Source organism: Streptomyces sp. JLYT201, from assembly GCF_059448825.1.
On the sequence record NZ_CM182551.1, the window covers coordinates 7,155,858 to 7,176,220 of the forward strand.

Below are 20,363 nucleotides of genomic sequence, written 5' to 3' on the forward strand. Positions count from 1 at the left end.
TGGCTTCGCCTTGATCGGCCTGCGGCCTCGTCCTCGAACGCCGGACGGGCTGGATGGTCACGGCCCGAGCCGGAGACGTTCAGCCCGTCCGGCGCTTGAGGACGAGGCGCGAAGCGCCGATGAACCTGCGCAGGGCTACCCCCGGTACAGCGCCTCGATCTCGTCGGCGTAGTCCTTCGCCACCACGTTGCGCTTCAGCTTCAGGGACGGCGTGAGGTGCCCGGAGTCCTCCGTGAACTGCGCGGACAGGACCCGGAACTTGCGCACCGACTCCGCCTTGGAGACCGCCGCGTTGCCGTCGTCCACGGCCCGCTGGACCGCGGCGAGCAGCTCGGGGTCCTCCCGCAGCGAGGCCGCCGTGGCCCCGGCGGGCTTCCCGTTCTCCTGGGCCCACCGGCCGAGGAACTCCTCGTCGAGCGTGACGAGCGCGGCCACGAACGGCCGCCCGTCCCCGACGACCATGCACTCGGCGACGAGCGCGTGCGCGCGGATGCGGTCCTCGATGACGGCGGGCGCGACGTTCTTGCCGCCCGCCGTCACGATGATCTCCTTCTTGCGGCCGGTGATCCGCAGATACCCGTCCTCGTCGAGCGTGCCGATGTCCCCGGTGTGGAACCACCCGTCCGCGAGGGCCTCCTCGGTGGCACCCTCGTTGTTCCAGTACTCCTTGAACAGGTGCTCGCCGTGCAGCAGCACCTCGCCGTCGTCGGCGATGCGGACGACCGAGCCGGGCAGCGGCTGCCCGACCGTGCCGATCTTCTGCCGGTCCCAGGGGTTGAAGGCGGTGGCCGCGCAGGACTCGGTGAGGCCGTAGCCCTCCAGGACGGTGAAGCCGATGCCGCGGAAGAAGTGGCCGAGGCGCTCGCCGAGCGGGGCGCCGCCGGAGATGGCGTACTCGCCGCGCCCGCCGAGGACGGCCCGCAGCTTGCTGAAGACGAGCTTGTCGAAGAGCTTGTGCTTCAGGCGCAGGCCGAGCGAGGGACCGCCCGGGGCGTCGAGCGCGCGGCTGTAGGCGATCGCCGTGTCCGCGGCCTTGTCGAAGATCTTGAGCTTGCCGTCGGCCTGGGCCTTGGCGCGCGCCCCGTTGTAGACCTTCTCGAAGACGCGCGGCACCCCGAGGATCAACGTCGGCCGGAACGCGGCCAGTTCGTCCGTGAGGTGCTTGATGTCGGGGGCGTGGCCCAGCTTGATGGGGGCCATCAGCGCGGCCACCTCCACCAGACGGCCGAAGACGTGCGCGACGGGCAGGAACAGGAGCACCGAGCACTCGCCCGTGCGGAACAGCGGGTTGAGCCGCTCCACCACGTTGCCGCACTCCGCGAAGAAGCTGCGGTGGGTGAGGACGCAGCCCTTGGGGCGGCCCGTGGTGCCCGAGGTGTAGACGATGGTCGCCGGGTCGTCGGCGCCCGCGACCGCGCTGCGCTCGTCCACGGTCGCCTCGGAGACCTCCGCGCCCGCCCGGTTCAGCTCCGCCACGGCGTCCCGGTCGATCTGCCACACGTGCGCCAGGGCCGGCAGCCGGTCGCGCACGGACTCCACGGCCGCCGCGTGCGCGTCCGACTCGACGACGCAGGCCACGGCGCCCGAGTCGCCGAGGATCCACTGGATCTGCTCGGCCGAGCTGGTCTCGTACACCGGCACGGTGACCGCGCCCGCGCTCCAGATCGCGAAGTCGAACAGCGTCCACTCGTAGCGCGTACGGGACATCAGCCCCACCCGGTCGCCCGGTCCGACGCCCGCCGAGATCAGCCCTTTGGCGGCGGCCCGCACCTCGGCGAGGAAGGCCGTCGCCGAGACGTCCTCCCAACGTCCGTTCACCTTGCGGCCGATGACGGCGACATCCGGATGCTGCGCGGCGTTGCGGCGGACGATGTCGGTCAGATTGCCGTCCGCGGGGACCTCGTACAGGGCCGGAAGGCTGAACTCGCGCAAGACTGCTGCTCCTACATAGGGCGCCGACGCCACGACGTTGTGCGATGCGACGGTGCGGTCCAAGGTCGGGCAGGCGCTCAGCCGAAGGGGGCTTACGGGGGGTGCGTCGAGGGTGCCGAGCGCTACTGGACTGCCCGGACGTTACCCACCGGTATGGCTGGTTCGGTAGGGGGGCCGGGCCAGATGTTCCGTGCGTCACACGACGTTGTGGTCTGAACCGCACAGTACGCCACGCACTTCCTGACTCGGAAGTAACCGCAGGTCCCCCGCCGCGCCCGGTCCCCTCACCCCGCCCTGTCCCGCCCCGCACCGGGCGGCTTAGGGTGACCGGCATGCCAGGTTTCCGGGTCCATGTGGTCAGTGACGTGCACGGCAACGCCAAGGATCTGGCCCGCGCGGGCGACGGCGCCGACGCCGTGGTCTGCCTGGGCGATCTCGTGCTCTTCCTCGACTACGCGGATCACGCGCGCGGCATCTTCCCCGACCTGTTCGGCAAGGAGAACGCCACCCGCCTGGTCGAGCTGCGCACCGCGCGCCGCTTCGAGGAGGCCCGCGTGTTCGGCGCGTCCCTGTGGGCGGGCATCGACCGGGGCCCGGCCGTGGAGAGCGCCGTCCGCAAGCAGTACGCGGAACTCTTCGCGGCCTTTCCGGCCCCGACGTACGCCACGTACGGCAATGTCGACATCCCGCGTCTCTGGCCTGAATACGCCGGGCCCGGCACCACCGTCCTCGACGGCGAACGGGTGGAGATCGGCGGCCGCGTCTTCGGCTTTGTCGGCGGCGGCCTGCGCACCCCCATGCGCACCCCGTACGAGATCAGCGACGAGGAGTACGCCGCCAAGATCGAGGCCGTCGGCGAGGTGGACGTGCTCTGCACGCACATCCCGCCGGAGGTCCCCGAGCTCGTCTACGACACCGTGGCCCGCCGCTTCGAGCGCGGCAGCCGCGCCCTGCTCGCCGCCATCCGCAGGACCCGGCCGCGCTACTCCCTCTTCGGCCACGTCCACCAGCCGCTCGTCCGGAGGATGCGGATCGGGTCGACGGAGTGCGTGAACGTCGGACACTTCGCGAGCGCCGGACAGCCCTGGGCCCTGGAGTGGTGACCAGCGCGCGCGGCGCCCGGGGTAGCCTTCACGCGGCAGACACACCACCCCGTACCGGACCGCATCTGGAGGAGCCACGGCGATGGCGGAACACACCAGCTCGAGCATCACGATCGAGGCGGCACCGGCCGACGTCATGGGCGTGATCGCCGACTTCGCCCGCTATCCGGAATGGACCGGAGAGGTCAAGCAGGCCGAGATCCTGGCGACGGACGACGCGGGCCGCGCCGAGCAGGTCCGCCTCGTCATGGACGCGGGCGCGATCAAGGACGACCAGACCCTCGCCTACACCTGGGCCGGCGAGCACGAGGTCTCCTGGACCCTCGTCAAGTCCCAGATGCTGCGCTCCCTGGAGGGCTCCTACCTCCTCAAGGCCGCGGGCACCGGCACCGAGGTGACCTACCGCCTCACCGTCGACGTCAAGATCCCCATGCTCGGGATGATCAAGCGCAAGGCGGAGAAGGTCATCATCGACCGCGCCCTCGCGGGCCTGAAGCAGCGCGTGGAGACGAAGTAGCTCCGGGGCTCCGCCGGTCCCGCCCGTGGGCCGTCGTCCCGCGCGGCGGGCCGGGCGGACACGGCCCGGGCGCCGAGCAACCGGACAGTTAGGCCCCGTACAGACCCATGCGCACCCTCCTCATCACCGGCCCCGGCGGCGCCGGGCGGACCACCCTGGCGGCGGCCACCGCCCTCGCCGCCGCCCGCGCGGGCACCCGCACCCTGGTGCTCTCCGCCGACCCCCAGGACACCCTCGGCACGGCCCTGGGCACCCCCACGGGCCCCCGCCCCCGGGCCGTCACCGACGGCCTGACGGCGCTGCGGCCCGCCCCGGACGACTCCTTCCGCGACGACCTGCTCGCCCTCCAGGACCACGCGGGCGCCGCCCTCGACCTGCTCGGCGCCGACCGGCTCGACGGCGAGGAGCTGACCCCGCTGCCGGGAGCCGAGGAGCTGGCCCTGCTGCGCGCCCTGCGCGACGCCGCCCGGGGGACGCACGGCCCCTACGACACCCTCGTCGTCGACCTGCCCGCCGCGCCCCGCGCCCTCGCGCTGCTCGCCCTGCCCGAACAGCTGCGCCGCTATCTGCGCCGCCTTCTGCCCCCGCAGCGGCAGGCGGCCCGCGCGCTGCGCCCCGTCCTCGGCCGGCTCGCGGGCGTCCCCGTGCCCGCCGCGTCCCTGTACGAGAACGCGGCCCGCTGGGACGACCGGCTCGCCGCCGCGCGGAGCCTGCTCGACGCCCCGGGCACCAGCGTGCGCCTGGTCGTCGAACCGGGCCCGGCCGCCGTCGACGCCGTGGCCCGCACCGCGCTCGGCCTGGCCCTGCACGGCCTGCGCCTGGACGGCCTCGTCGCCAACCGCGTGCTGCCCGACGGCGGCGACAGCCCCTGGCTCGCCGCGCTCCGCGCCCAGCAGCACAAGGCCCTGGCGGAGTGGGACGCCGCCCACCCCACGCACCGCCTCCCGCACCTCGGCCAGGACCCGCGCGGCCTCGACGACCTGGCCGCGCTGGGCCCGGCGGCCCCGGGCCCCGCGCCCGCGCCCCTCGACTGGCCCGTCACCGACGCGCTCGCCGAGGAGTCCCTGCTGATCTGGACCGTCCCGCTGCCCGGCGCCGTCCGCGACGACCTCGACCTGGTGCGGCGCGGCGACGAACTGGTGCTGACCGCGGGCCCGTTCCGCCGGATCGTTTCGCTGCCCTCCGCGCTGCGCCGCTGCACCGTCAGCGGAGCGGGCCTGCGCGACGGCTGCCTGCGCGTCCGCTTCACCCCCGACCCGGACCTGTGGCCCCGGAGCCGGTGAACGCCTTACCGCCATTCGGGTAACGTCGAGAGTACGAAATCGTCGGCCCTGCGCAGGAGTCAGCCCGCCATGAGCGATGCCACTGAGCGTGACGCGTCCGAGCCGGAGCGCCCGCGGGACGCCGCCCCCGAGGGCCCCGAGCCCCGCGAGGACGCCGCCGCGGCCCCGGACGACGACGCCTGGGCGACCGCGTGCGCCGAGGACCTCGCGGCGGAGAAGGCCCGCCGCCGCGCGCGGTACGGCCCGCCGCCCGGCTCCGCGGCCGAGGAGCTGCGCAAGCTCGTCGACGCCGTCTCGGAGAAGCTCTCCGGGCTCCAGGGACCGCTGCTCGGCGCGGTCGCCCAGGGCGCCGTGCAGGAGACGGTGCAGCAGGTCGTCCGCCAGGCCAAGGCCGCCGTCGAGCCCGTCATCGAGCGCAACCCCGACGTCTTCGACCACCTCGCCGCCGCGGGCTCCGAGCTGCTCGCCGCCTACCGCAGCGCGGTCACGGCCCAGGAGCGCCGCTGGACCCGCGACGAGGCGGGCCGCCCGGCCGCCCCGGACGGATCCGGGCGTCCCGAAGACGGCCCCGGTCCCGGCGAACACATCGATCTGGACTGACCCCCCTCCGGTACGGTGGGCCGTAGCGGGGCTCGATCGAACTGAGGGATACATGGGACTCACCATCGGCGTCGACATCGGCGGCACGAAGATCGCGGCCGGAGTGGTCGACGAGGACGGTCACATCCTGTCGACGTTCAAGGTGCCCACACCGGGCACCCCCGAGGCCATCGTCGACGCGATCGCCTCCGCCGTGGAGGGCGCGCGCGCCGGGCACGAGATCGTCGGCGTGGGCATCGGCGCCGCCGGGTACGTCAACCGCCAGCGCTCCACGGTCTACTTCGCGCCGAACATCGACTGGCGCCAGGAACCGCTCAAGGACAAGGTCGAAGAGCGCGTGGGCCTGCCGGTGGTGGTCGAGAACGACGCCAACGCGGCCGCCTGGGGCGAGTACAAGTTCGGCGGCGGCAAGGGCCACCGCAACGCCATCTGCATCACGCTCGGCACCGGCCTCGGCGGCGGCATCATCATCGGCAACAAGCTGCGCCGCGGCCACTTCGGCGTCGCCGCCGAGTTCGGCCACATCCGCATGGTGCCGGACGGCCTGCTGTGCGGCTGCGGCAGCCAGGGCTGCTGGGAGCAGTACGCCTCCGGCCGCGCCCTCGTGCGGTACGCCAAGCAGCGCGCCAACGCCGCCCCGGAGAACGCCGAGTACCTCCTCTCGCTCGGCGACGGCACCCCCGACGGCATCGAGGGCAAGCACATCTCCATGGCCGCCCGCCAGGGCGACCCGGTCGCCGTGGACTCCTACCGCGAGCTGGCCCGCTGGGTCGGCGCGGGCCTGGCCGACCTGGCCTCCCTCTTCGACCCGTCGGCCTTCATCATCGGCGGCGGCCTCTCGGACGAGGGCGAGCTGGTGCTCGAACCGATCCGCAAGTCCTTCAAGCGCTGGCTCGTCGGCGCGCAGTGGCGCCCCGAGGCCAAGGTCATCGCCGCCCAGCTCGGCAACAAGGCGGGCCTGGTCGGCGCCGCGGACCTCGCCAGGGAGCCCGACCCGGTGATGTGACGCCCCCGGCCTCCTGCCGCGCGGCACCCGGGGGCCGCCGTCGATCGCGCCGCGCGCCCGTCCGTGAACGCCGGACGGGCCGGACGGCCGCCGGGTGAGCCGGCGCCGTCCGGCCCGCCCGGCGTTTCCCGTATCTTGATCGCCATGCCCACGAGCCCGACGCGTACGCTGCCCAACTCCCGCACCGAGCCGGACGGTTCGGCCGTCATCCGGGTGCTCAGCTACAACATCCGTTCGATGCGCGACGACACCGACGCGCTCGCCCGCGTCATCTCCGCGTGCGAGCCCGACCTGGTCCTCGTGCAGGAGGCGCCCCGGTTCTTCCGCTGGCGCAAGAAGCTCGCCCGGCTCGCCCGCGCCTGCGACCTGGTGACGCTCTCCGGCGGCGGCACCGCGGCGGGGCCCGCGCTGCTCTGCTCGCTGCGGGCCACCGTCGAGCGGACCGAGGACGTCCTGCTCCCGCTGACGCCGGGCCAGCACCGGCGCGGCTTCGCGACGGCCGTGGTCCGCTTCGGCGGCGCCCGGCTCGGCGTCCTGAGCTGTCACTTGAGCCTGCGGGACGAGGAGCGGTACGCGCAGGGCGGCATGCTCCTCGACCGGATCGCCGGAATGGGCGCCCCGCACGCGGTGGCGGGCGGCGACCTCAACGACCGCCCCGACGGCCGTACGTTCCGCAGGCTCGCCGACGGCCTCCAGGACTGCTGGGCCACCGCCCCCTGGGGCGGCGAACAGACCTCGACCCCGGCCGACCCGCACCAGCGCATCGACGCGGTCTTCGCCACGCCGGGCGTCCAAGTCCTCGGCTGCGGCGTGCCGTTGGGCCACCCCGGCGTCCGCGACGCGGACCTCAGGGCGGCCACGGACCACCTGCCGGTCCTCGCGGCGCTCAGGGTGCCCGCACAGTCGGCGGGCTCGGACAGGCCCTAGACCACGGCCCCGCGCCCGGGGTCGTCGTCCTCCTCCTCGTCACCGCTCTTCATGCGGGCCACCAGGGTCGCGAAGCCGCCGAGGAAGCCGCCGATGCCGATCGTCGTGAGCCACCACGTCATCTCCCAGCCGAGCAGCACCGCGAGCAGGAGCAGCAGCGGCCCGCCCAGCACCGCGAGCCAGGCGAACTTGGCGGTGACGTCCGCGTCCGGCAGCGGCGGCGGCTCGGGCGGCACGAAGTGGCCCTCGTCGCCCTCGTCGAAGTCGTCGTCCGAGGCCTCGGCCGCGGTGTAGTCGCGCGGCCCGCCCCCGGCGACGCCGGGGGCGAAGGAGACGGAGCTGCCGAGCGGACGCGCAGCGTCGCCCGCGCCGGACTTGTCGCCGGTGTCCTTGGACAGGTCGGGCCGCGGCCCGTCGTCCGCCGTGCCGTTGGCCTCCGGCTCCAGGAGCGCCAGGTCCTCCACGGACTTGAACGGCTTCGCGCCGGGCGGGTCCGCGGGCTCCTCGCCGTACCCCGCGACGATGGCACGCCACGCGGCGTCCTCGTCCAGGGGCACCGCGCGCTCCTCGCCGGCGGGCGCGGTCTGCTCCTCGGGCTCGCGGCTCTCGTCGCGGTCCTGCTGCTCAGCCACCGGTGGCCGTCCCTTCCTTGCCTGCGCTGGGGGCGAGCCGGCCGATGAATCCGTAGCTCTCCTCGAAGATCCGGTCCGCATCGTGGTCCAACGTCGCGACGTGGTAGCTCTGTTCCAGCAGGATCTCGGTGACGTCCGTGGACGAGACGCGGCTGAGGATGCGGGCGGAGTCGGCGGGCGGCACCACGTGGTCGTTCGGGCTGTGCAGGAGCAGCAGCGGCTGGGTGACCTGGGGCAGCTCCGCGTCGACCAGGCGGAAGAAGCGCCGCATCGAGTGCGCGGCGTGCAGCGGCACCCGGTCGTACCCGATCTCGGCCGAGCCCTCCTTGGCGATGTCGCTGGCGATGCCCCTGGTGGTGGGCAGCAGGAAGCGGGCGACGGGCAGGGCGTGCGCGGCCAGGCCGTGCACCTTGTTCGCCGGGTTGACGAGGACCAGGCCGCGCACCGCGTCGCCGTGCTTGGCGGCGAGCCGCAGCGTCAGGGCGCCGCCCATGGAGAGCCCGAAGACGAACACCTCCGCGCACCGCTCCAGGAGCAGCCGCAGCTCGCGGTCCACCTCCGCGTACCAGTCCTGCCAGCCGGTGACCTGCATGTCCTGCCAGCGTGTGCCGTGCCCTGGCAGCAGCGGCAGGGACACGGACAGACCGCGCTCCGCCAGGTACTCGGCCCAGGGGCGCAGCGACTGGGGGGATCCGGTGAAGCCGTGACACAGCAGGACGCCGACCTCGCCGCCCTCGTGGCGGTACGGCTCGGCTCCGGGGAGGACCGGCACCTTCGGTCTCCTTCGTGAGGTGGGATGCGTGGGATGTGTGGAACGGGGTGACGCGGCGGGGAGAGGCGTGCGAGGGGCAGAGGGGGCGTGAGAGGAGGCTCCGGGGTGGGGCACGTCGTGTTCGGGGAGTACCTCACCGTACGCGACCGGACTGACACCGACCAGGTCCTCAGGGCCCCGCTCCGGGCGGCGGAACGGGCCCGTCGGCCCCGCTCCGGCGGGAGCCGGAGCCCTGCTCGGGTTATGGTCTGATCCACAGACACAGGAGGCACTCGGTTTGATCTACGGCGCAATGAAGTTTTCCATCGGAGGGCCCCTGAAGCTCGCCTTCAGGCCCTGGGTGGAAGGCCTCGAGAACATTCCCGCCGAGGGCCCCGCCATCCTGGCCAGCAACCACCTGTCGTTCTCGGACTCCTTCTTCCTGCCCGCGGTCCTGGACCGCAAGGTCACCTTCATCGCGAAGGCCGAGTACTTCACCACCCCCGGCATCAAGGGCCGCATGACGGCCGCCTTCTTCAAGGGCGTCGGCCAGCTCCCGGTGGACCGCTCCGGCGCGCGCGGCGCGGGCGAGGCCGCGATCAAGAGCGGCATCGAGGTCCTGGAGCGCGGCGAGCTGTTCGGCATCTACCCCGAGGGCACCCGTTCGCCCGACGGCCGCCTCTACCGCGGCAAGCCCGGCGGCCTCGCGCGCGTGGCCCTCGCCACCGGGGCGCCCGTCATCCCCGTGGCGATGATCGACACGGAGAAGATCCAGCCGCCCGGCAAGGTCGTGCCCAAGCTGATGCGCCCGGGCATCCGCATCGGCGAGCCGCTGGACTTCAGCCGCTACCAGGGCATGGAGGGCGACCGCTTCGTCCTGCGCGCGGTCACCGACGAGGTCATGTACGAGATCATGAAGCTCTCCGGCCAGGAGTACGTGGACGTGTACGCGACCGCCGCGAAGCGCCAGATCCAGGAGGCGGCCAAGGCGGAGAAGGAAGCCGCCAAGGAGCTCGCGCGCGCCCAGAAGGCCGAGGCCCAGAAGGCCGAGGCCGAAAAGGCGGAGGCCGGGAAGCCTGCCGCCGAGAAGGCGCAGAAGGCCGCCGCCGAGAAGAAGGCCGACGCCGAGTAGGCCGGAAGGACCGCTGCGGGAACGGTCCGGCTCCCGGTGGCGTCGGTGCAAGAGGGGCGCGCCGGGCGTCCCGTGGGGTGGGGGGCATGGCCAAGCGCGAGAGAGTCATGAGGATGTCGGTCGAGCAGCCGCTGTGGCGCGCGCTGACCGGCTACCGGGTCCTGACGATGCTGTACGCCATCGGCCTGTTCGTCGCCGCGCACGACGACTTCGCCCGGCCCTGGGTCGCCGTCGCCTACTTCTCGGTGCTCGCCGTCTGGACCCTCGCCACGCTGCCGAAGGTCTCGGGCGCCGCGCACTGCACCAAGCGCTTCCTCGCCGCCGACCTCACGATCGCCCTGACCGGCATCCTGCTGACCCGGGCGGCCGACGCCGCCGAGCGGATCAGCGACGGCGGTCCGACCCTGCCCTCCATATGGACCGCGGGCGCCGTCCTCGCCTTCGCGATCAAGGGCGGCTGGCGCTGGGCCGCCTTCGCCTCGCTGCTCGTCGGCGTCGCGAACGTCGTGCAGCGCGGCGCCTTCAGCCGCGACACCGTCCACAACGTGCTGCTCGTCTGCATCGCCTCCATCGCCATCGGCTACGTCGTGGAGGTGGCACGCGCCTCCGAGCGCACCCTCGCCCGGGCCCTGGAGATCGAGGCCGCGACCCGTGAGCGCGAGCGCCTCGCCCGCGACATCCACGACAGCGTCCTCCAGGTCCTCGCCATGGTGCAGCGCCGGGGCACCGCCATCGGCGGCGAGGCGGCCGAGCTCGGCCGGATGGCGGGCGAACAGGAGGTCGCCCTGCGCTCGCTGGTCGCGGGCGGCCTGGTGCCCGCCTCGCGCGTCTCCGAGGACGCCGCGCTCGGGGCCGTCGTCCGCGTCGTCGACGAGCCGGACGACGCGTCGGCCGAGGCCTCGCCGTGCGACCTGCGGACACTCCTCTCCCCGTACGCCGGGTCGCTGGTGACCCTGTCCGAGCCCGGCGCCCCGGTGCCGCTCGCCGGGCACGCGGCCCGGGAACTCGCGGCGGCCGTCGGCGCCGCCCTGGACAATGTGCGCAGGCACGCGGGGACCGACGCCCGCGCCTGGATCCTGGTCGAGGACGAGCCGGACGCCGTCGTCGTCACCGTCCGGGACGACGGGCCCGGCATCCCGGAGGGGCGGCTGGCCCAGGCCGAGGGGGAGGGGCGGCTCGGCGTCGCCCAGTCGATCCGCGGCCGGCTGCGGGACATCGGCGGCACGGCCGAGCTGATCTCGGTGCCGGGCCAGGGAACGGAAGTGGAACTACGCGTCCCCAAGGACGCGCGGGGGAAGGCGGAGACGCGGACATGAGCGAACAGCACAACGAACCGACGGGCCAGGACGCCGCGGACCCGGTCAGGGTCATGGTCGTCGACGACCACCCGATGTGGCGCGACGCCGTCGCCCGTGACCTCGGCGAGTCCGGCTTCGACGTGGTGGCCACCGCGGGCGACGGCGAGCAGGCGGTGCGCCGCGCCCGGGCCGCCGCGCCCGACGTCCTCGTCCTCGATCTGAACCTGCCGCTGAAGCCCGGCGTCCAGGTGTGCAAGGAACTCGTCGGCGCCAACCCGTCCCTGCGCGTCCTCGTCCTGTCCGCGAGCGGAGAGCACGCCGACGTCCTGGAGGCGGTCAAGTCCGGCGCCACCGGCTATCTGCTGAAGTCCGCGTCCACCGCCGAGCTGATCGACGCGGTGCGCCGCACGGCCGTCGGCGACGCCGTCTTCACCCCCGGCCTCGCGGGCCTGGTCCTCGGCGAGTACCGCCGCCTCGCCTCCGAGCCCGCGTCCGCCGCCCCCGACGAGCCGGGCGCCCCGCGGCTGACCGACCGCGAGACGGAGGTCCTGCGCCTGGTCGCCAAGGGCCTGAGCTACAAGCAGATCGCCGAGCGCCTCGTCATCTCCCACCGCACGGTCCAGAACCACGTCCAGAACACCCTCGGCAAGCTCCAGCTGCACAACAGGGTGGAGCTCGTGCGCTACGCGATCGAACGCGGTCTCGACACGGACGACACCGACGGCACCTGACCCCCGGGGGTCACAGGAGTGACACCCAGGCATGCCCCCTTCGGGTGAACCGGGCCGCCCCGCTCCCGGGCAACTCCCTTGGTGCGCCCGGGAATTCACCGTTCGCCCCATCCCGGAGTGACGCGGATCACCATTAGCGTGGCTCGGGTCAGCGCAACCGCGGCGAAGGGACATTTCCATGCGGGTCGGAGTTCTGACCGGAGGCGGCGACTGCCCCGGGCTCAATGCCGTCATCCGGGGCGTCGTCCGCAAGGGCGTACAGGAGTACGGCTACGACTTCGTCGGCTTCCGCGACGGCTGGCGCGGGCCGCTCGAGGGCGACACCGTCCAGCTCGACATCCCGGCCGTCCGCGGCATCCTGCCCCGCGGCGGCACCATCCTCGGCTCCTCGCGCACCAACCCCCTCAAGGCCGAGAACGGCATCCGCCGCATCAAGGAGAACCTCGCCAAGCTGGAGGTCGAGGCGCTCATCGCCATCGGCGGCGAGGACACCCTCGGCGTCGCCGCGCGCCTCACCGACGAGTACGGCGTGCCCGTCGTCGGCGTGCCGAAGACCATCGACAACGACCTGTCCGCCACCGACTACACCTTCGGCTTCGACACGGCCGTCGGCATCGCCACGGAGGCCATCGACCGGCTGCACACCACCGCCGAGTCGCACATGCGCGTCCTGGTCGTCGAGGTGATGGGCCGCCACGCGGGCTGGATCGCGCTGCACTCCGGCCTCGCGGGCGGCGCCAACGTCATCCTCATCCCCGAGCGGCGCTTCGACGTCGACCAGGTGTGCGCGTGGGTGACCTCCCGGTTCAAGGCCTCGTACGCGCCGATCGTGGTCGTCGCCGAGGGCGCCATGCCCAAGGACGGCGATGTGGTCCTCAAGGACGAGTCCCTCGACTCCTTCGGGCACGTGCGTCTGTCCGGCGTGGGGGAGTGGCTGGCCAAGGAGATCGAGAAGCGCACCGGCAAGGAGGCCCGGACGACGGTCCTCGGCCACGTGCAGCGCGGCGGCACGCCCAGCGCCTTCGACCGGTGGCTCGCCACGCGCTTCGGACTGCACGCGATCGACGCCGTCCGCGACGGCGACTTCGGCAAGATGGTCGCCCTCCAGGGCACGGACGTCGTCCGCGTCCCCATCGCCGAGGCCACGGCCCACCTCAAGACGGTGAACCCCGCCCTCTACAAGGAAGTGGAAGTCTTCTTCGGCTGATACCTGCCGCTCCCCGCTGTGGGCAGCTGGTCCGCCAGGGGCGGAACGGGTAGGGCACAGCCCCCCCACCGCCCCGCACCGTTATCCCACCAAAACGTATATTCGCCTCGTACAGGACCTGTGCCCCCTGAACGGGAGTGAACACCGTGGAGATTCTCGCCTTCGGCGTCCAGGCCGACGAGCGCCCCCTCATCGAGAAGGCCTTCGCCCCGCACCACGACATCCGCTGCCTGGACGTCTTCCTCACCGAGGACACCGCCCCCATCGCCGCCGGCTACGAGGTCATCTCCACCAGCGTCAACGCGATCCTCGACAACCGCGTGCTCCAGACCCTCGCCGCCGGCGGCACCCAGATGGTCGCCCAGCGCTCGACCGGCTTCAACAACATCGACCTCCAGGTCGCCGAGCGCCTGGGCCTCACCGTCGCCCGTGTGTCCTCCTACTCCCCGTACTCCGTGGCGGAGTTCGCCTGGACCCTGGCGATGGCCGTGAACCGCCGCATCGTCCGCGCCAGCAACCGCACCCGCGACTTCGACTTCCGGCTCGACGGCCTCATGGGCCGGGACCTGCGCGGCCGCACCGCGGGCGTCCTCGGCACCGGCAAGATCGGCGAGGCCTTCACCCGGATCGCCCACGGCTTCGGCATGAACCTGCTCGGCTGGGACATCGCCGAGAACCCCGCCTGCGTCGGGCTCGGCATGAAGTACGTCGAGAAGGACCAGCTCCTCGCCGAGTCCGACCTGGTCAGCCTGCACGTACCGCTGCTGCCCGCGACCCGGCACCTGATCGGCGCCGCGGCGCTGCGCGCCATGAAGGACGACGCGATCCTGGTGAACTCCAGCCGCGGCGGCCTCATCGACACCGACGCCCTCGTCGCCGAACTGCGCGCCGGCCGCTTCACCGGCGTCGGCCTCGACGTCTACGAGGCCGAGGCCGGGCTCTTCTTCCTGGACAAGTCCCTGGAGGTGGTCGAGGACGACACCCTGGCCCGCCTCGTCACCTTCCCGAACGTGGTGGTCACCTCGCACCAGGCGTACTACACCGAGGACGCCGTCGGCCAGATCATCGACGCCACGGTCACCAACGTCCTGGACTACCTGGCGGGCCGCCGCTCCGAGAACGTGCTGGTGCCCGCGCTCCCGGCCAGCTGACCGAGCAGTTCGCGCACCACCGCGGCCCCCCGCAGGGACAGCACCGACTCCGGGTGGAACTGCACCGAGGCGAAGCCGGGGCCGCGGAGCGCGTGCACCTCGCCCGTCGCCGGGTCCCGGCTCACGGCGATGCCGTGCGCGGCCAGCTCGCGCTCGGCCTCGTCGTCGCAGCGCGCCGCGAAGCTGTTGTAGAAGCCCACGGTCTCCGGCCGCCCGAACAGGTCGATCGTCGTCTGCGCGCCCTGGTGCGGGACGTCCTTGCGGACGATGTCCAGGCCCAGCTCCGCCGCGATCAGCTCGTGGCCCAGGCACACGCCGAGCACCGGGCCGCGCCGCTCGCGGATCAGCTCGGCCGTGAGCCCGCGCAGCAGCCGCATCTTCGGGTCGGCGGTGTCGGACGGGTCGCCGGGGCCGGGCCCGAGGACCACGGGACCGCCGTGGCCGAGCACCGCGGCGCGCAGCCCCGCCTCGTCGTACCGCCGCACGCTCACGCCGAGGCCCGCCGAGCGCAGGACGTGCGCGAGCATCGCCGTGAACGTGTCCTCGCCGTCCACCACCAGGGCGTGCCCCGCGAGCTCGCGCGCCACCTCCTGCATCCGCAGCCAGAACGGGGCGAGCCCCGCCCGCCGCGCGTCAAGGGCCGCCCGCACCCGGGGGTCGTCGGCGAGCGCGGGCCGCCCGCCCTCCGCCCGCGGCCGCCCGGGGCGCACCCCGAGCGCCGCGAGGACCCCCGCCGCCTTCGCATGGGTCTCGGCCACCTCGCCCGCCGGGTCCGAGCCGCGCACCAGCGTTGCGCCGACCGGCACCCGCAGGCGCCCGGCCGCGTCGATGTCGGCGGTGCGGATCAGGATCGGCGAGTCCAGCGTCTGCGCGCCGCCCGCGTCCCGTCCGACGAGCGCGAGGGCACCGGCGTAGTAGCCGCGCCCGCCGCTCTCGTGGCGCTCGATCACCCGGCAGGCGTTCTGCACCGGCGAGCCCGTCACCGTCGCGGCGAACATCGTCTCCCGCAGCACCTCCCGCACGTCGAGCGACGAGCGGCCGCGCAGCTCGTACTCCGTGTGCGCCAGATGCGCCATCTCCTTGAGCCGCGGCCCCACCACCACGCCGCCCATGTCGCCGACCGTGCACATCATCTTGAGCTCCTCGTCGACGACCATCGAGAGCTCCTCGGTCTCCTTGGCGTCGTCGAGGAAGCGCAGCAGACCGTCGACCGACGGCCCCTCGGCGGGATAGCGGTAGGTCCCGCTGATCGGGTTCATCACGACCGTCCCGCCGGACATCCGCACGTGCACCTCGGGGCTCGCCCCGACCAGCACGCGGTCCCCGGTGTGCACGACGAAGGTCCAGTAGGCGCCCCGCTCGCCCTCCAGGAGCCTGCGGAACAGCGCGAGGGCGTCCGCACGGCCGAAGCCGGGGATCTCGCCCTCGTACGTACGCCGGATCACGAAGTTGGCGCCCTCGCCGCGCCCGATCTCCTCGCGCAGGACCCGGCCGACGATCCGCGCGTACGCGTCGTCGCTCACGTCGAAGCCGTGGCCCGTGACCCGGACGTCGTGCGCGGGCAGCTGGGACAGGGCCTGCTCCAGCGGGATCTCGTACGTCTCCTCGGGGGTGAGCACGGCGAGCGGGGTGCCGTCGTCCGTGACGTCGAAGCCGCGCTCCCTGATCTGCCGGAACGGCACGAGCGCGAGCCCCTCCGGGATGTCGGCGAGCCGCTCGTACGTGGTCACGGGGCCGCGCAGCACCTCCACCACGGCGTGGTCACGGCCCGGGGTGCGGCGGCGCAGCAGGGCGAAGGGGCGGTCGTCGGTCAGGAGGTCGAGGAGGTGCATGGGCGGTTCCTTCGCTGGGAGGGAGAGGAACGGCCGGTCCGGACACCGTCCGGGAAGCACGGAAGGCCGCCCCTCGGGCGGCCTTCGCGATGTCTGCTGGGTACGCGCAGTCAGTGGGCCGCCGGATGAGCGGGCCACCACCAGGAACGGGTCGACTGCGTGAACATGCCCGCACCCTAGCGCATCATCAGCGCGCCGAGCGCCGCGTCCGCCCGCCCGCAGGCCCCCGCGTCCAACTGTGCAACCGGCCCTCTGGGACCGTCCGGAAGCCCCGCCCGGCCCGATGGGGCCCGGCTGCTCCCCGCCTGCCGGGGACGGCCCCGAGCTCAGGGCTCCGCTCCAGGCAGGCGCCGTGCGATCCCCGCTTCTGCGGGGTTGCGGGGCGTGACGGTGGCGTCGCGTCCCCGTCGTCTCATCTGACGGGCGGAGGCAAAACCACCGGGCACGACCCCGTAAGGTTTACGGGGTGACCGTGAACGCTGATTCCCAAGCCGTCGCCGCCAAGGCGACCTGGCTAGACCTGCCCGCGGCGCAGCAGCCTGAGTACCCCGATGCCGAGGCCCTGCGCGACGTCATCGCCGAGCTCAGCTCCTATCCGCCGCTCGTCTTCGCGGGTGAGTGCGACCAGCTGCGCGCCCGCATGGGAGCTGTCGCCAGGGGTGAGGCGTTCCTCCTCCAGGGCGGCGATTGCGCCGAGTCGTTCGACGCGGTGAGCGCCGAGCACATCCGGGCCAAGCTGAAGACCCTGCTCCAGATGGGCGCCGTGCTCACGTACGCCGCCTCCGTGCCCGTCGTGAAGGTGGGCCGCATCGCGGGGCAGTACTCCAAGCCGCGCTCCAAGCCCACCGAGACCCGCGACGGCGTGACGCTGCCGACCTACCGCGGCGACTCGGTGAACGGCTTCGCCTTCACCGAGGAGGCCCGCGTCCCGGACCCCGAGCGCCTGAAGCGGATGTACAACGCCTCCGCGTCGACGCTCAACCTGGTGCGCGCCTTCACCACCGGCGGCTACGCCGACCTGCGCCAGGTGCACGCCTGGAACCAGGACTTCGTGAAGTCCTCCCCCTCCGGCCAGCGCTACGAGCAGCTCGCCCGCGAGATCGACAACGCGCTGAACTTCATGCGGGCCTGCGGCACCGACCCGGAGGAGTTCAAGACGGTCGAGTTCTTCGCCTCCCACGAGGCGCTGCTGCTCGACTACGAGTCGGCGCTGACCCGCGTCGACTCCCGCACCGGCGAGCTGTACGACGTCTCGGGCCACATGGTGTGGATCGGCGAGCGCACCCGCCAGCTGGACGGCGCGCACATCGAGTTCGCCTCCAAGATCCGCAACCCGATCGGGATCAAGCTCGGCCCGACGACGACGGCCGAGGAGGCGCTCCAGTACATCGAGCGCCTCGACCCCGAGCGCGAGCCCGGGCGCCTGACCTTCATCGCCCGCATGGGCGCCGACAAGGTCCGCGACAAGCTCCCCGAGCTGGTCGAGAAGGTCACCGCGTCCGGCGCGACCGTCGCCTGGATCACCGACCCGATGCACGGCAACACGTACGAGGCGGCCTCCGGCCACAAGACCCGCCGCTTCGACGACGTGCTGGACGAGGTCAAGGGCTTCTTCGAGGTCCACAAGGCCCTCGGCACCCACCCGGGCGGCATCCACGTGGAGCTGACCGGCGACGACGTCACGGAGTGCGTGGGCGGCGGCGACGAGATCTTCGTCGACGACCTGCACCAGCGCTACGAGACGGCCTGCGACCCGCGGCTGAACCGCAGCCAGTCCCTCGACCTGGCGTTCCTGGTCGCGGAGATGTACCGGGACCAGTAGGCGCACGGCGACATCCGTACAGGTGGGGCGCGGATCCATGTGATCCGCGCCCCACCGGCGTACCCGGGGCTTTTGTGGGTCCCGGGTCGCGGGTAAGGTTAGGTTAGCCTCACCGATCAATGAGTTCGGTACGGCGCTGCCCACCGGCCCCTGGGCCCCGATCGGGAGGTGAACCCGCGTGTACGTCTGCAACTGCTTCGGTATCACCGAGGCGCAGGTGAGGCAGCACGCGGCGGACGGCGCCTGCACCCCCCGGCAAATAGCGTCGGCCAGCAAGGCGGGTACCGACTGCGGGTCCTGCGTGCGGCGCATCCAGGCGCTGCTCGGCCGGGGCACATGCCCCCGCCGTGACCTCCTCGACCAGGGGGAACCCGCGGTGGCCCTGGCCCCTGAGGCGGAGCTTCCGGAGGCGGCCTAGCTCTCCGGCTGCTCGATGAGCTGGGCGATGTACAGCGGCTCCCCGAGCTTCTCGACCAGTTCGAGCTGGGTGTCGAGATAGTCGATGTGGTGCTCCTCGTCCTCGAGGATCGACTCGAAGATGTTCGCGGACGTGATGTCGCCCTTGGCGCGCATCACCTCGATGCCGCGCTTGAGGCGGTCGATCGCCTCCGCCTCGATCTGGCGGTCCGCCTGGAACATCTCGGTGACGGACTGACCGATGCGTACGTGGAACAGCCGCTGGTAGTTGGGCAGGCCGTCGAGGAAGAGGATCCGGTCGGTGAGCACCTCGGCGTGCTTCATCTCGTCGATCGACTCGGACCGGGTGAACTTGGCGAGCTTCGTCCAGCCGTTGTTCTCCTGCATCTTCGCGTGCAGGAAGTACTGGTTGATCGCGGTGAGCTCGGCGGTCAGCTGCTCGTTGAGGAATTCGATGACCTCGGGGTCGCCCTGCATCGCAGAGGCTCCTTCCAAGCGGGGGACTGGCAGGTAGCGCGCATCCTTGCACCGGCGTCCGAGGGGCGTCCAGTAAGTGCACGCTTAGTAGGAGTTGCCCGAATCCGCGTATACCTGGTCACGTCCACTGCTTCCGGTCTGTCAGGATGGAGGCATGGGTCAGCCGGTGGGTCGTACATCTCGAGACGTAGTGGAGCCGGACCTTCCGCCGGGGCAGCGACTGCAGCGCGGCTGGCCGGTCACGCACTACGGCCCGGTTCCCAAGTTCCGCCCCGAGCGCTGGGACTTCAGGGTGTTCGGCGCCACCGCCGACGGCGAGAAGCACTCCTGGACGCACGAGGAGTTCTCGGCCCTGCCGTACGCGACGGTGGTCGCCGATCTGCACTGCGTCACGAAGTTCAGCATGCTCGGCGCCGAATGGGGCGGCGTGCTCGCCCGCGACTTGACCGAACTCGCGCCGCCCGCGCCGAACGCCACCCACGTGATGGTCTGGGCCGAGTACGGCTTCAGCTCGAATCTGCGCCTCGCGGACTTCCTCAGCGACCGCACGATTTTCGCCACCCACAAGGGCGGCGAGCTGCTCACCGCGGAGCACGGTTTCCCGCTGCGGCTCGTGGTGCCCCACCTGTACGCCTGGAAGGGCCCCAAGTGGGTCCGCGGCATCGAGTACATGACCGCCGACCGCCGCGGCTTCTGGGAGGAGCGCGGCTACCACAACATCGGCGACCCCTGGCGCGAGCAGCGCTACTCCTACCAGGAAGAGCCCGGGGACGGCCCCGAGCTCTGACGCCTGGCGGCGCGGTCCGCGCCGGTCAGTGGTGGTACTGGTGCACCACCGCGTGGCCCTTGCCGCGGCCGATCATCCACTTGTTGACCGGCGTCGTGATCACGAAGGCGGCGGCGAGCGCGATCGCGAGCAGGTACCAGAACATCGCGTCCGACAGATGGGCGTCCATGCCGCCGGGCCACAGCGCGATCACGCCGTTGTCGATGAGCTCCATGACGGCGATGGACAGCGTGTCGGCGGCGAACGCGACCCGCAGGGCCGTCTTGAAGTCGACGCCCGCCTTGAGGATGCCGCGCAGCGTCAGCGAGTAGCCGAAGAGGAACGCCAGGATGATCGCGAGGGTCATCGTCGGCACATTGCCCCAGCCGAGCGCGGTGCCGATGATCATGCCGAGCACTTCGCCGATGGCGCACCCGGTGAGGCAGTGCAGCGTCGCCTGCGCGGCCATGGACCAGCTGACCTTGCCGCCATCGGCTCCGTGATGGGCATGCGCGCCGTGGTCCGCGTGGCCGTGGTGCTGGTGTTCGGCGTGATTCTGGTGCGCTGCGTGGTTCCCGTGCTCCGGGTGCTCCGCATCGTGACTGTGGTGCTCGTGGTGCTCGTGGTGCTCGTGGTGTCCGTGCTCCGCATGCGTGTCGTGCTGCATGACAAATCCCCCGACGTCAGATAGCGGTTCCTGCCTCCGAGCAGGAACCGTATACCCCCACAGGGTATTCCTCAAGATCTTGAAAGCCGCTTCTCGGGGGTCGGCCCCTGCG

General features: G+C 72.4%; 21 protein-coding genes. 14 read left to right on the forward strand and 7 right to left on the reverse strand.

Annotated features, from left to right (window positions below; all coding sequences use genetic code 11):
* Positions 1-135: 135 nt before the first annotated feature.
* Positions 136-1,932 carry an AMP-dependent synthetase/ligase gene (locus AC5WAM_RS30270; RefSeq protein WP_366791345.1) on the reverse strand — a complete coding sequence of 599 codons (1,797 nt, stop codon included), beginning with the start codon at positions 1,930-1,932 and terminating at the stop codon, positions 136-138.
* 332 nt (positions 1,933-2,264) lie between these two features.
* On the opposite strand from AC5WAM_RS30270, the gene AC5WAM_RS30275 reads away from it, so the two are divergent.
* The 6 genes from AC5WAM_RS30275 (at position 2,265) to AC5WAM_RS30300 (ending at position 7,368) form a co-directional block, all read left to right on the forward strand.
* Positions 2,265-3,035 (forward strand): metallophosphoesterase family protein, encoded by a 771-nt coding sequence (locus AC5WAM_RS30275; RefSeq protein ID WP_495519481.1) that lies wholly within the window; start codon positions 2,265-2,267, stop codon positions 3,033-3,035.
* 82 nt (positions 3,036-3,117) lie between these two features.
* Positions 3,118-3,552, forward strand: coding sequence for an SRPBCC family protein (locus AC5WAM_RS30280; RefSeq protein ID WP_366791341.1), 435 nt, complete (start codon positions 3,118-3,120; stop codon positions 3,550-3,552).
* 107 nt (positions 3,553-3,659) lie between these two features.
* Positions 3,660-4,835 carry an ArsA family ATPase gene (locus AC5WAM_RS30285; protein WP_495519482.1) on the forward strand — a complete coding sequence of 392 codons (1,176 nt, stop codon included), beginning with the start codon at positions 3,660-3,662 and terminating at the stop codon, positions 4,833-4,835.
* A gap of 69 nt (positions 4,836-4,904) precedes the next feature.
* The gene (locus AC5WAM_RS30290; protein ID WP_495519483.1) at positions 4,905-5,435 is read left to right on the forward strand and encodes a DUF5304 domain-containing protein; all 531 of its coding nucleotides are present in this window, start codon (positions 4,905-4,907) and stop codon (positions 5,433-5,435) included.
* A gap of 52 nt (positions 5,436-5,487) precedes the next feature.
* A complete protein-coding gene (locus tag AC5WAM_RS30295; protein ID WP_366791338.1) occupies positions 5,488-6,441 on the forward strand; it encodes an ROK family glucokinase in 954 nt (317 codons plus the stop codon).
* Between the two features lie 144 nt (positions 6,442-6,585).
* Positions 6,586-7,368, forward strand: coding sequence for an endonuclease/exonuclease/phosphatase family protein (locus AC5WAM_RS30300; RefSeq protein ID WP_366791337.1), 783 nt, complete (start codon positions 6,586-6,588; stop codon positions 7,366-7,368).
* Here the strand turns inward: AC5WAM_RS30300 and AC5WAM_RS30305 are convergent.
* Both AC5WAM_RS30305 and AC5WAM_RS30310 read right to left on the reverse strand, forming a co-directional pair.
* The gene (locus AC5WAM_RS30305) at positions 7,365-8,000 is read right to left on the reverse strand and encodes a hypothetical protein (protein ID WP_366791336.1); all 636 of its coding nucleotides are present in this window, start codon (positions 7,998-8,000) and stop codon (positions 7,365-7,367) included. The two genes, AC5WAM_RS30300 and AC5WAM_RS30305, sit on opposite strands and share 4 nt — an antisense overlap.
* Entirely contained in the window at positions 7,993-8,772 is a 780-nt protein-coding gene (locus tag AC5WAM_RS30310) for an alpha/beta hydrolase (RefSeq protein ID WP_366791335.1), read from the reverse strand. Before AC5WAM_RS30310 ends, AC5WAM_RS30305 begins: the two co-directional genes overlap by 8 nt.
* Before the next feature lie 292 nt (positions 8,773-9,064).
* On the opposite strand from AC5WAM_RS30310, the gene AC5WAM_RS30315 reads away from it, so the two are divergent.
* The 5 genes from AC5WAM_RS30315 (at position 9,065) to AC5WAM_RS30335 (ending at position 14,270) form a co-directional block, all read left to right on the forward strand.
* A complete protein-coding gene (locus tag AC5WAM_RS30315) occupies positions 9,065-9,883 on the forward strand; it encodes a lysophospholipid acyltransferase family protein (protein ID WP_495519484.1) in 819 nt (272 codons plus the stop codon).
* An 86-nt stretch (positions 9,884-9,969) separates the two neighbouring features.
* Entirely contained in the window at positions 9,970-11,199 is a 1,230-nt protein-coding gene (gene macS, locus AC5WAM_RS30320; protein WP_366791333.1) for a MacS family sensor histidine kinase, read from the forward strand.
* On the forward strand, positions 11,196-11,912 hold the full coding sequence (locus AC5WAM_RS30325; protein WP_495519485.1) for a response regulator: 717 nt from the start codon (positions 11,196-11,198) through the stop codon (positions 11,910-11,912). The genes macS and AC5WAM_RS30325 overlap by 4 nt, the downstream gene beginning before the upstream one ends.
* A gap of 178 nt (positions 11,913-12,090) precedes the next feature.
* Positions 12,091-13,119 (forward strand): 6-phosphofructokinase, encoded by a 1,029-nt coding sequence (locus AC5WAM_RS30330; protein WP_366791331.1) that lies wholly within the window; start codon positions 12,091-12,093, stop codon positions 13,117-13,119.
* A gap of 146 nt (positions 13,120-13,265) precedes the next feature.
* Complete coding sequence (locus AC5WAM_RS30335) at positions 13,266-14,270, forward strand: 2-hydroxyacid dehydrogenase (RefSeq protein WP_495519486.1); 1,005 nt, start codon at positions 13,266-13,268, stop codon at positions 14,268-14,270.
* On the opposite strand, the gene AC5WAM_RS30340 is transcribed toward AC5WAM_RS30335, so the two are convergent.
* Together AC5WAM_RS30340 and AC5WAM_RS30345 are read right to left on the reverse strand one after the other, a co-directional pair.
* The gene (locus AC5WAM_RS30340; protein ID WP_495519487.1) at positions 14,213-16,102 is read right to left on the reverse strand and encodes an anthranilate synthase family protein; all 1,890 of its coding nucleotides are present in this window, start codon (positions 16,100-16,102) and stop codon (positions 14,213-14,215) included. The two genes, AC5WAM_RS30335 and AC5WAM_RS30340, sit on opposite strands and share 58 nt — an antisense overlap.
* A gap of 110 nt (positions 16,103-16,212) precedes the next feature.
* Positions 16,213-16,269 (reverse strand): trp operon leader peptide, encoded by a 57-nt coding sequence (locus AC5WAM_RS30345; protein WP_138966368.1) that lies wholly within the window; start codon positions 16,267-16,269, stop codon positions 16,213-16,215.
* Between the two features lie 299 nt (positions 16,270-16,568).
* On the opposite strand from AC5WAM_RS30345, the gene AC5WAM_RS30350 reads away from it, so the two are divergent.
* Together AC5WAM_RS30350 and AC5WAM_RS30355 are read left to right on the forward strand one after the other, a co-directional pair.
* Positions 16,569-17,924 carry a class II 3-deoxy-7-phosphoheptulonate synthase gene (locus tag AC5WAM_RS30350; RefSeq protein ID WP_366791329.1) on the forward strand — a complete coding sequence of 452 codons (1,356 nt, stop codon included), beginning with the start codon at positions 16,569-16,571 and terminating at the stop codon, positions 17,922-17,924.
* Between the two features lie 178 nt (positions 17,925-18,102).
* Positions 18,103-18,342 carry a (2Fe-2S)-binding protein gene (locus tag AC5WAM_RS30355; protein WP_495519488.1) on the forward strand — a complete coding sequence of 80 codons (240 nt, stop codon included), beginning with the start codon at positions 18,103-18,105 and terminating at the stop codon, positions 18,340-18,342.
* Here AC5WAM_RS30355 and bfr read toward each other — a convergent pair.
* Complete coding sequence (gene bfr / locus AC5WAM_RS30360; protein WP_138959260.1) at positions 18,339-18,818, reverse strand: bacterioferritin; 480 nt, start codon at positions 18,816-18,818, stop codon at positions 18,339-18,341. The two genes, AC5WAM_RS30355 and bfr, sit on opposite strands and share 4 nt — an antisense overlap.
* A gap of 154 nt (positions 18,819-18,972) precedes the next feature.
* Between bfr and AC5WAM_RS30365 the strand changes: the two genes are divergently transcribed.
* A complete protein-coding gene (locus AC5WAM_RS30365) occupies positions 18,973-19,605 on the forward strand; it encodes a sulfite oxidase-like oxidoreductase (protein WP_138959259.1) in 633 nt (210 codons plus the stop codon).
* A gap of 25 nt (positions 19,606-19,630) precedes the next feature.
* Here AC5WAM_RS30365 and AC5WAM_RS30370 read toward each other — a convergent pair whose 3' ends face one another.
* On the reverse strand, positions 19,631-20,251 hold the full coding sequence (locus AC5WAM_RS30370; RefSeq protein ID WP_495519489.1) for a DUF4396 domain-containing protein: 621 nt from the start codon (positions 20,249-20,251) through the stop codon (positions 19,631-19,633).
* Positions 20,252-20,363: the final 112 nt, after the last annotated feature.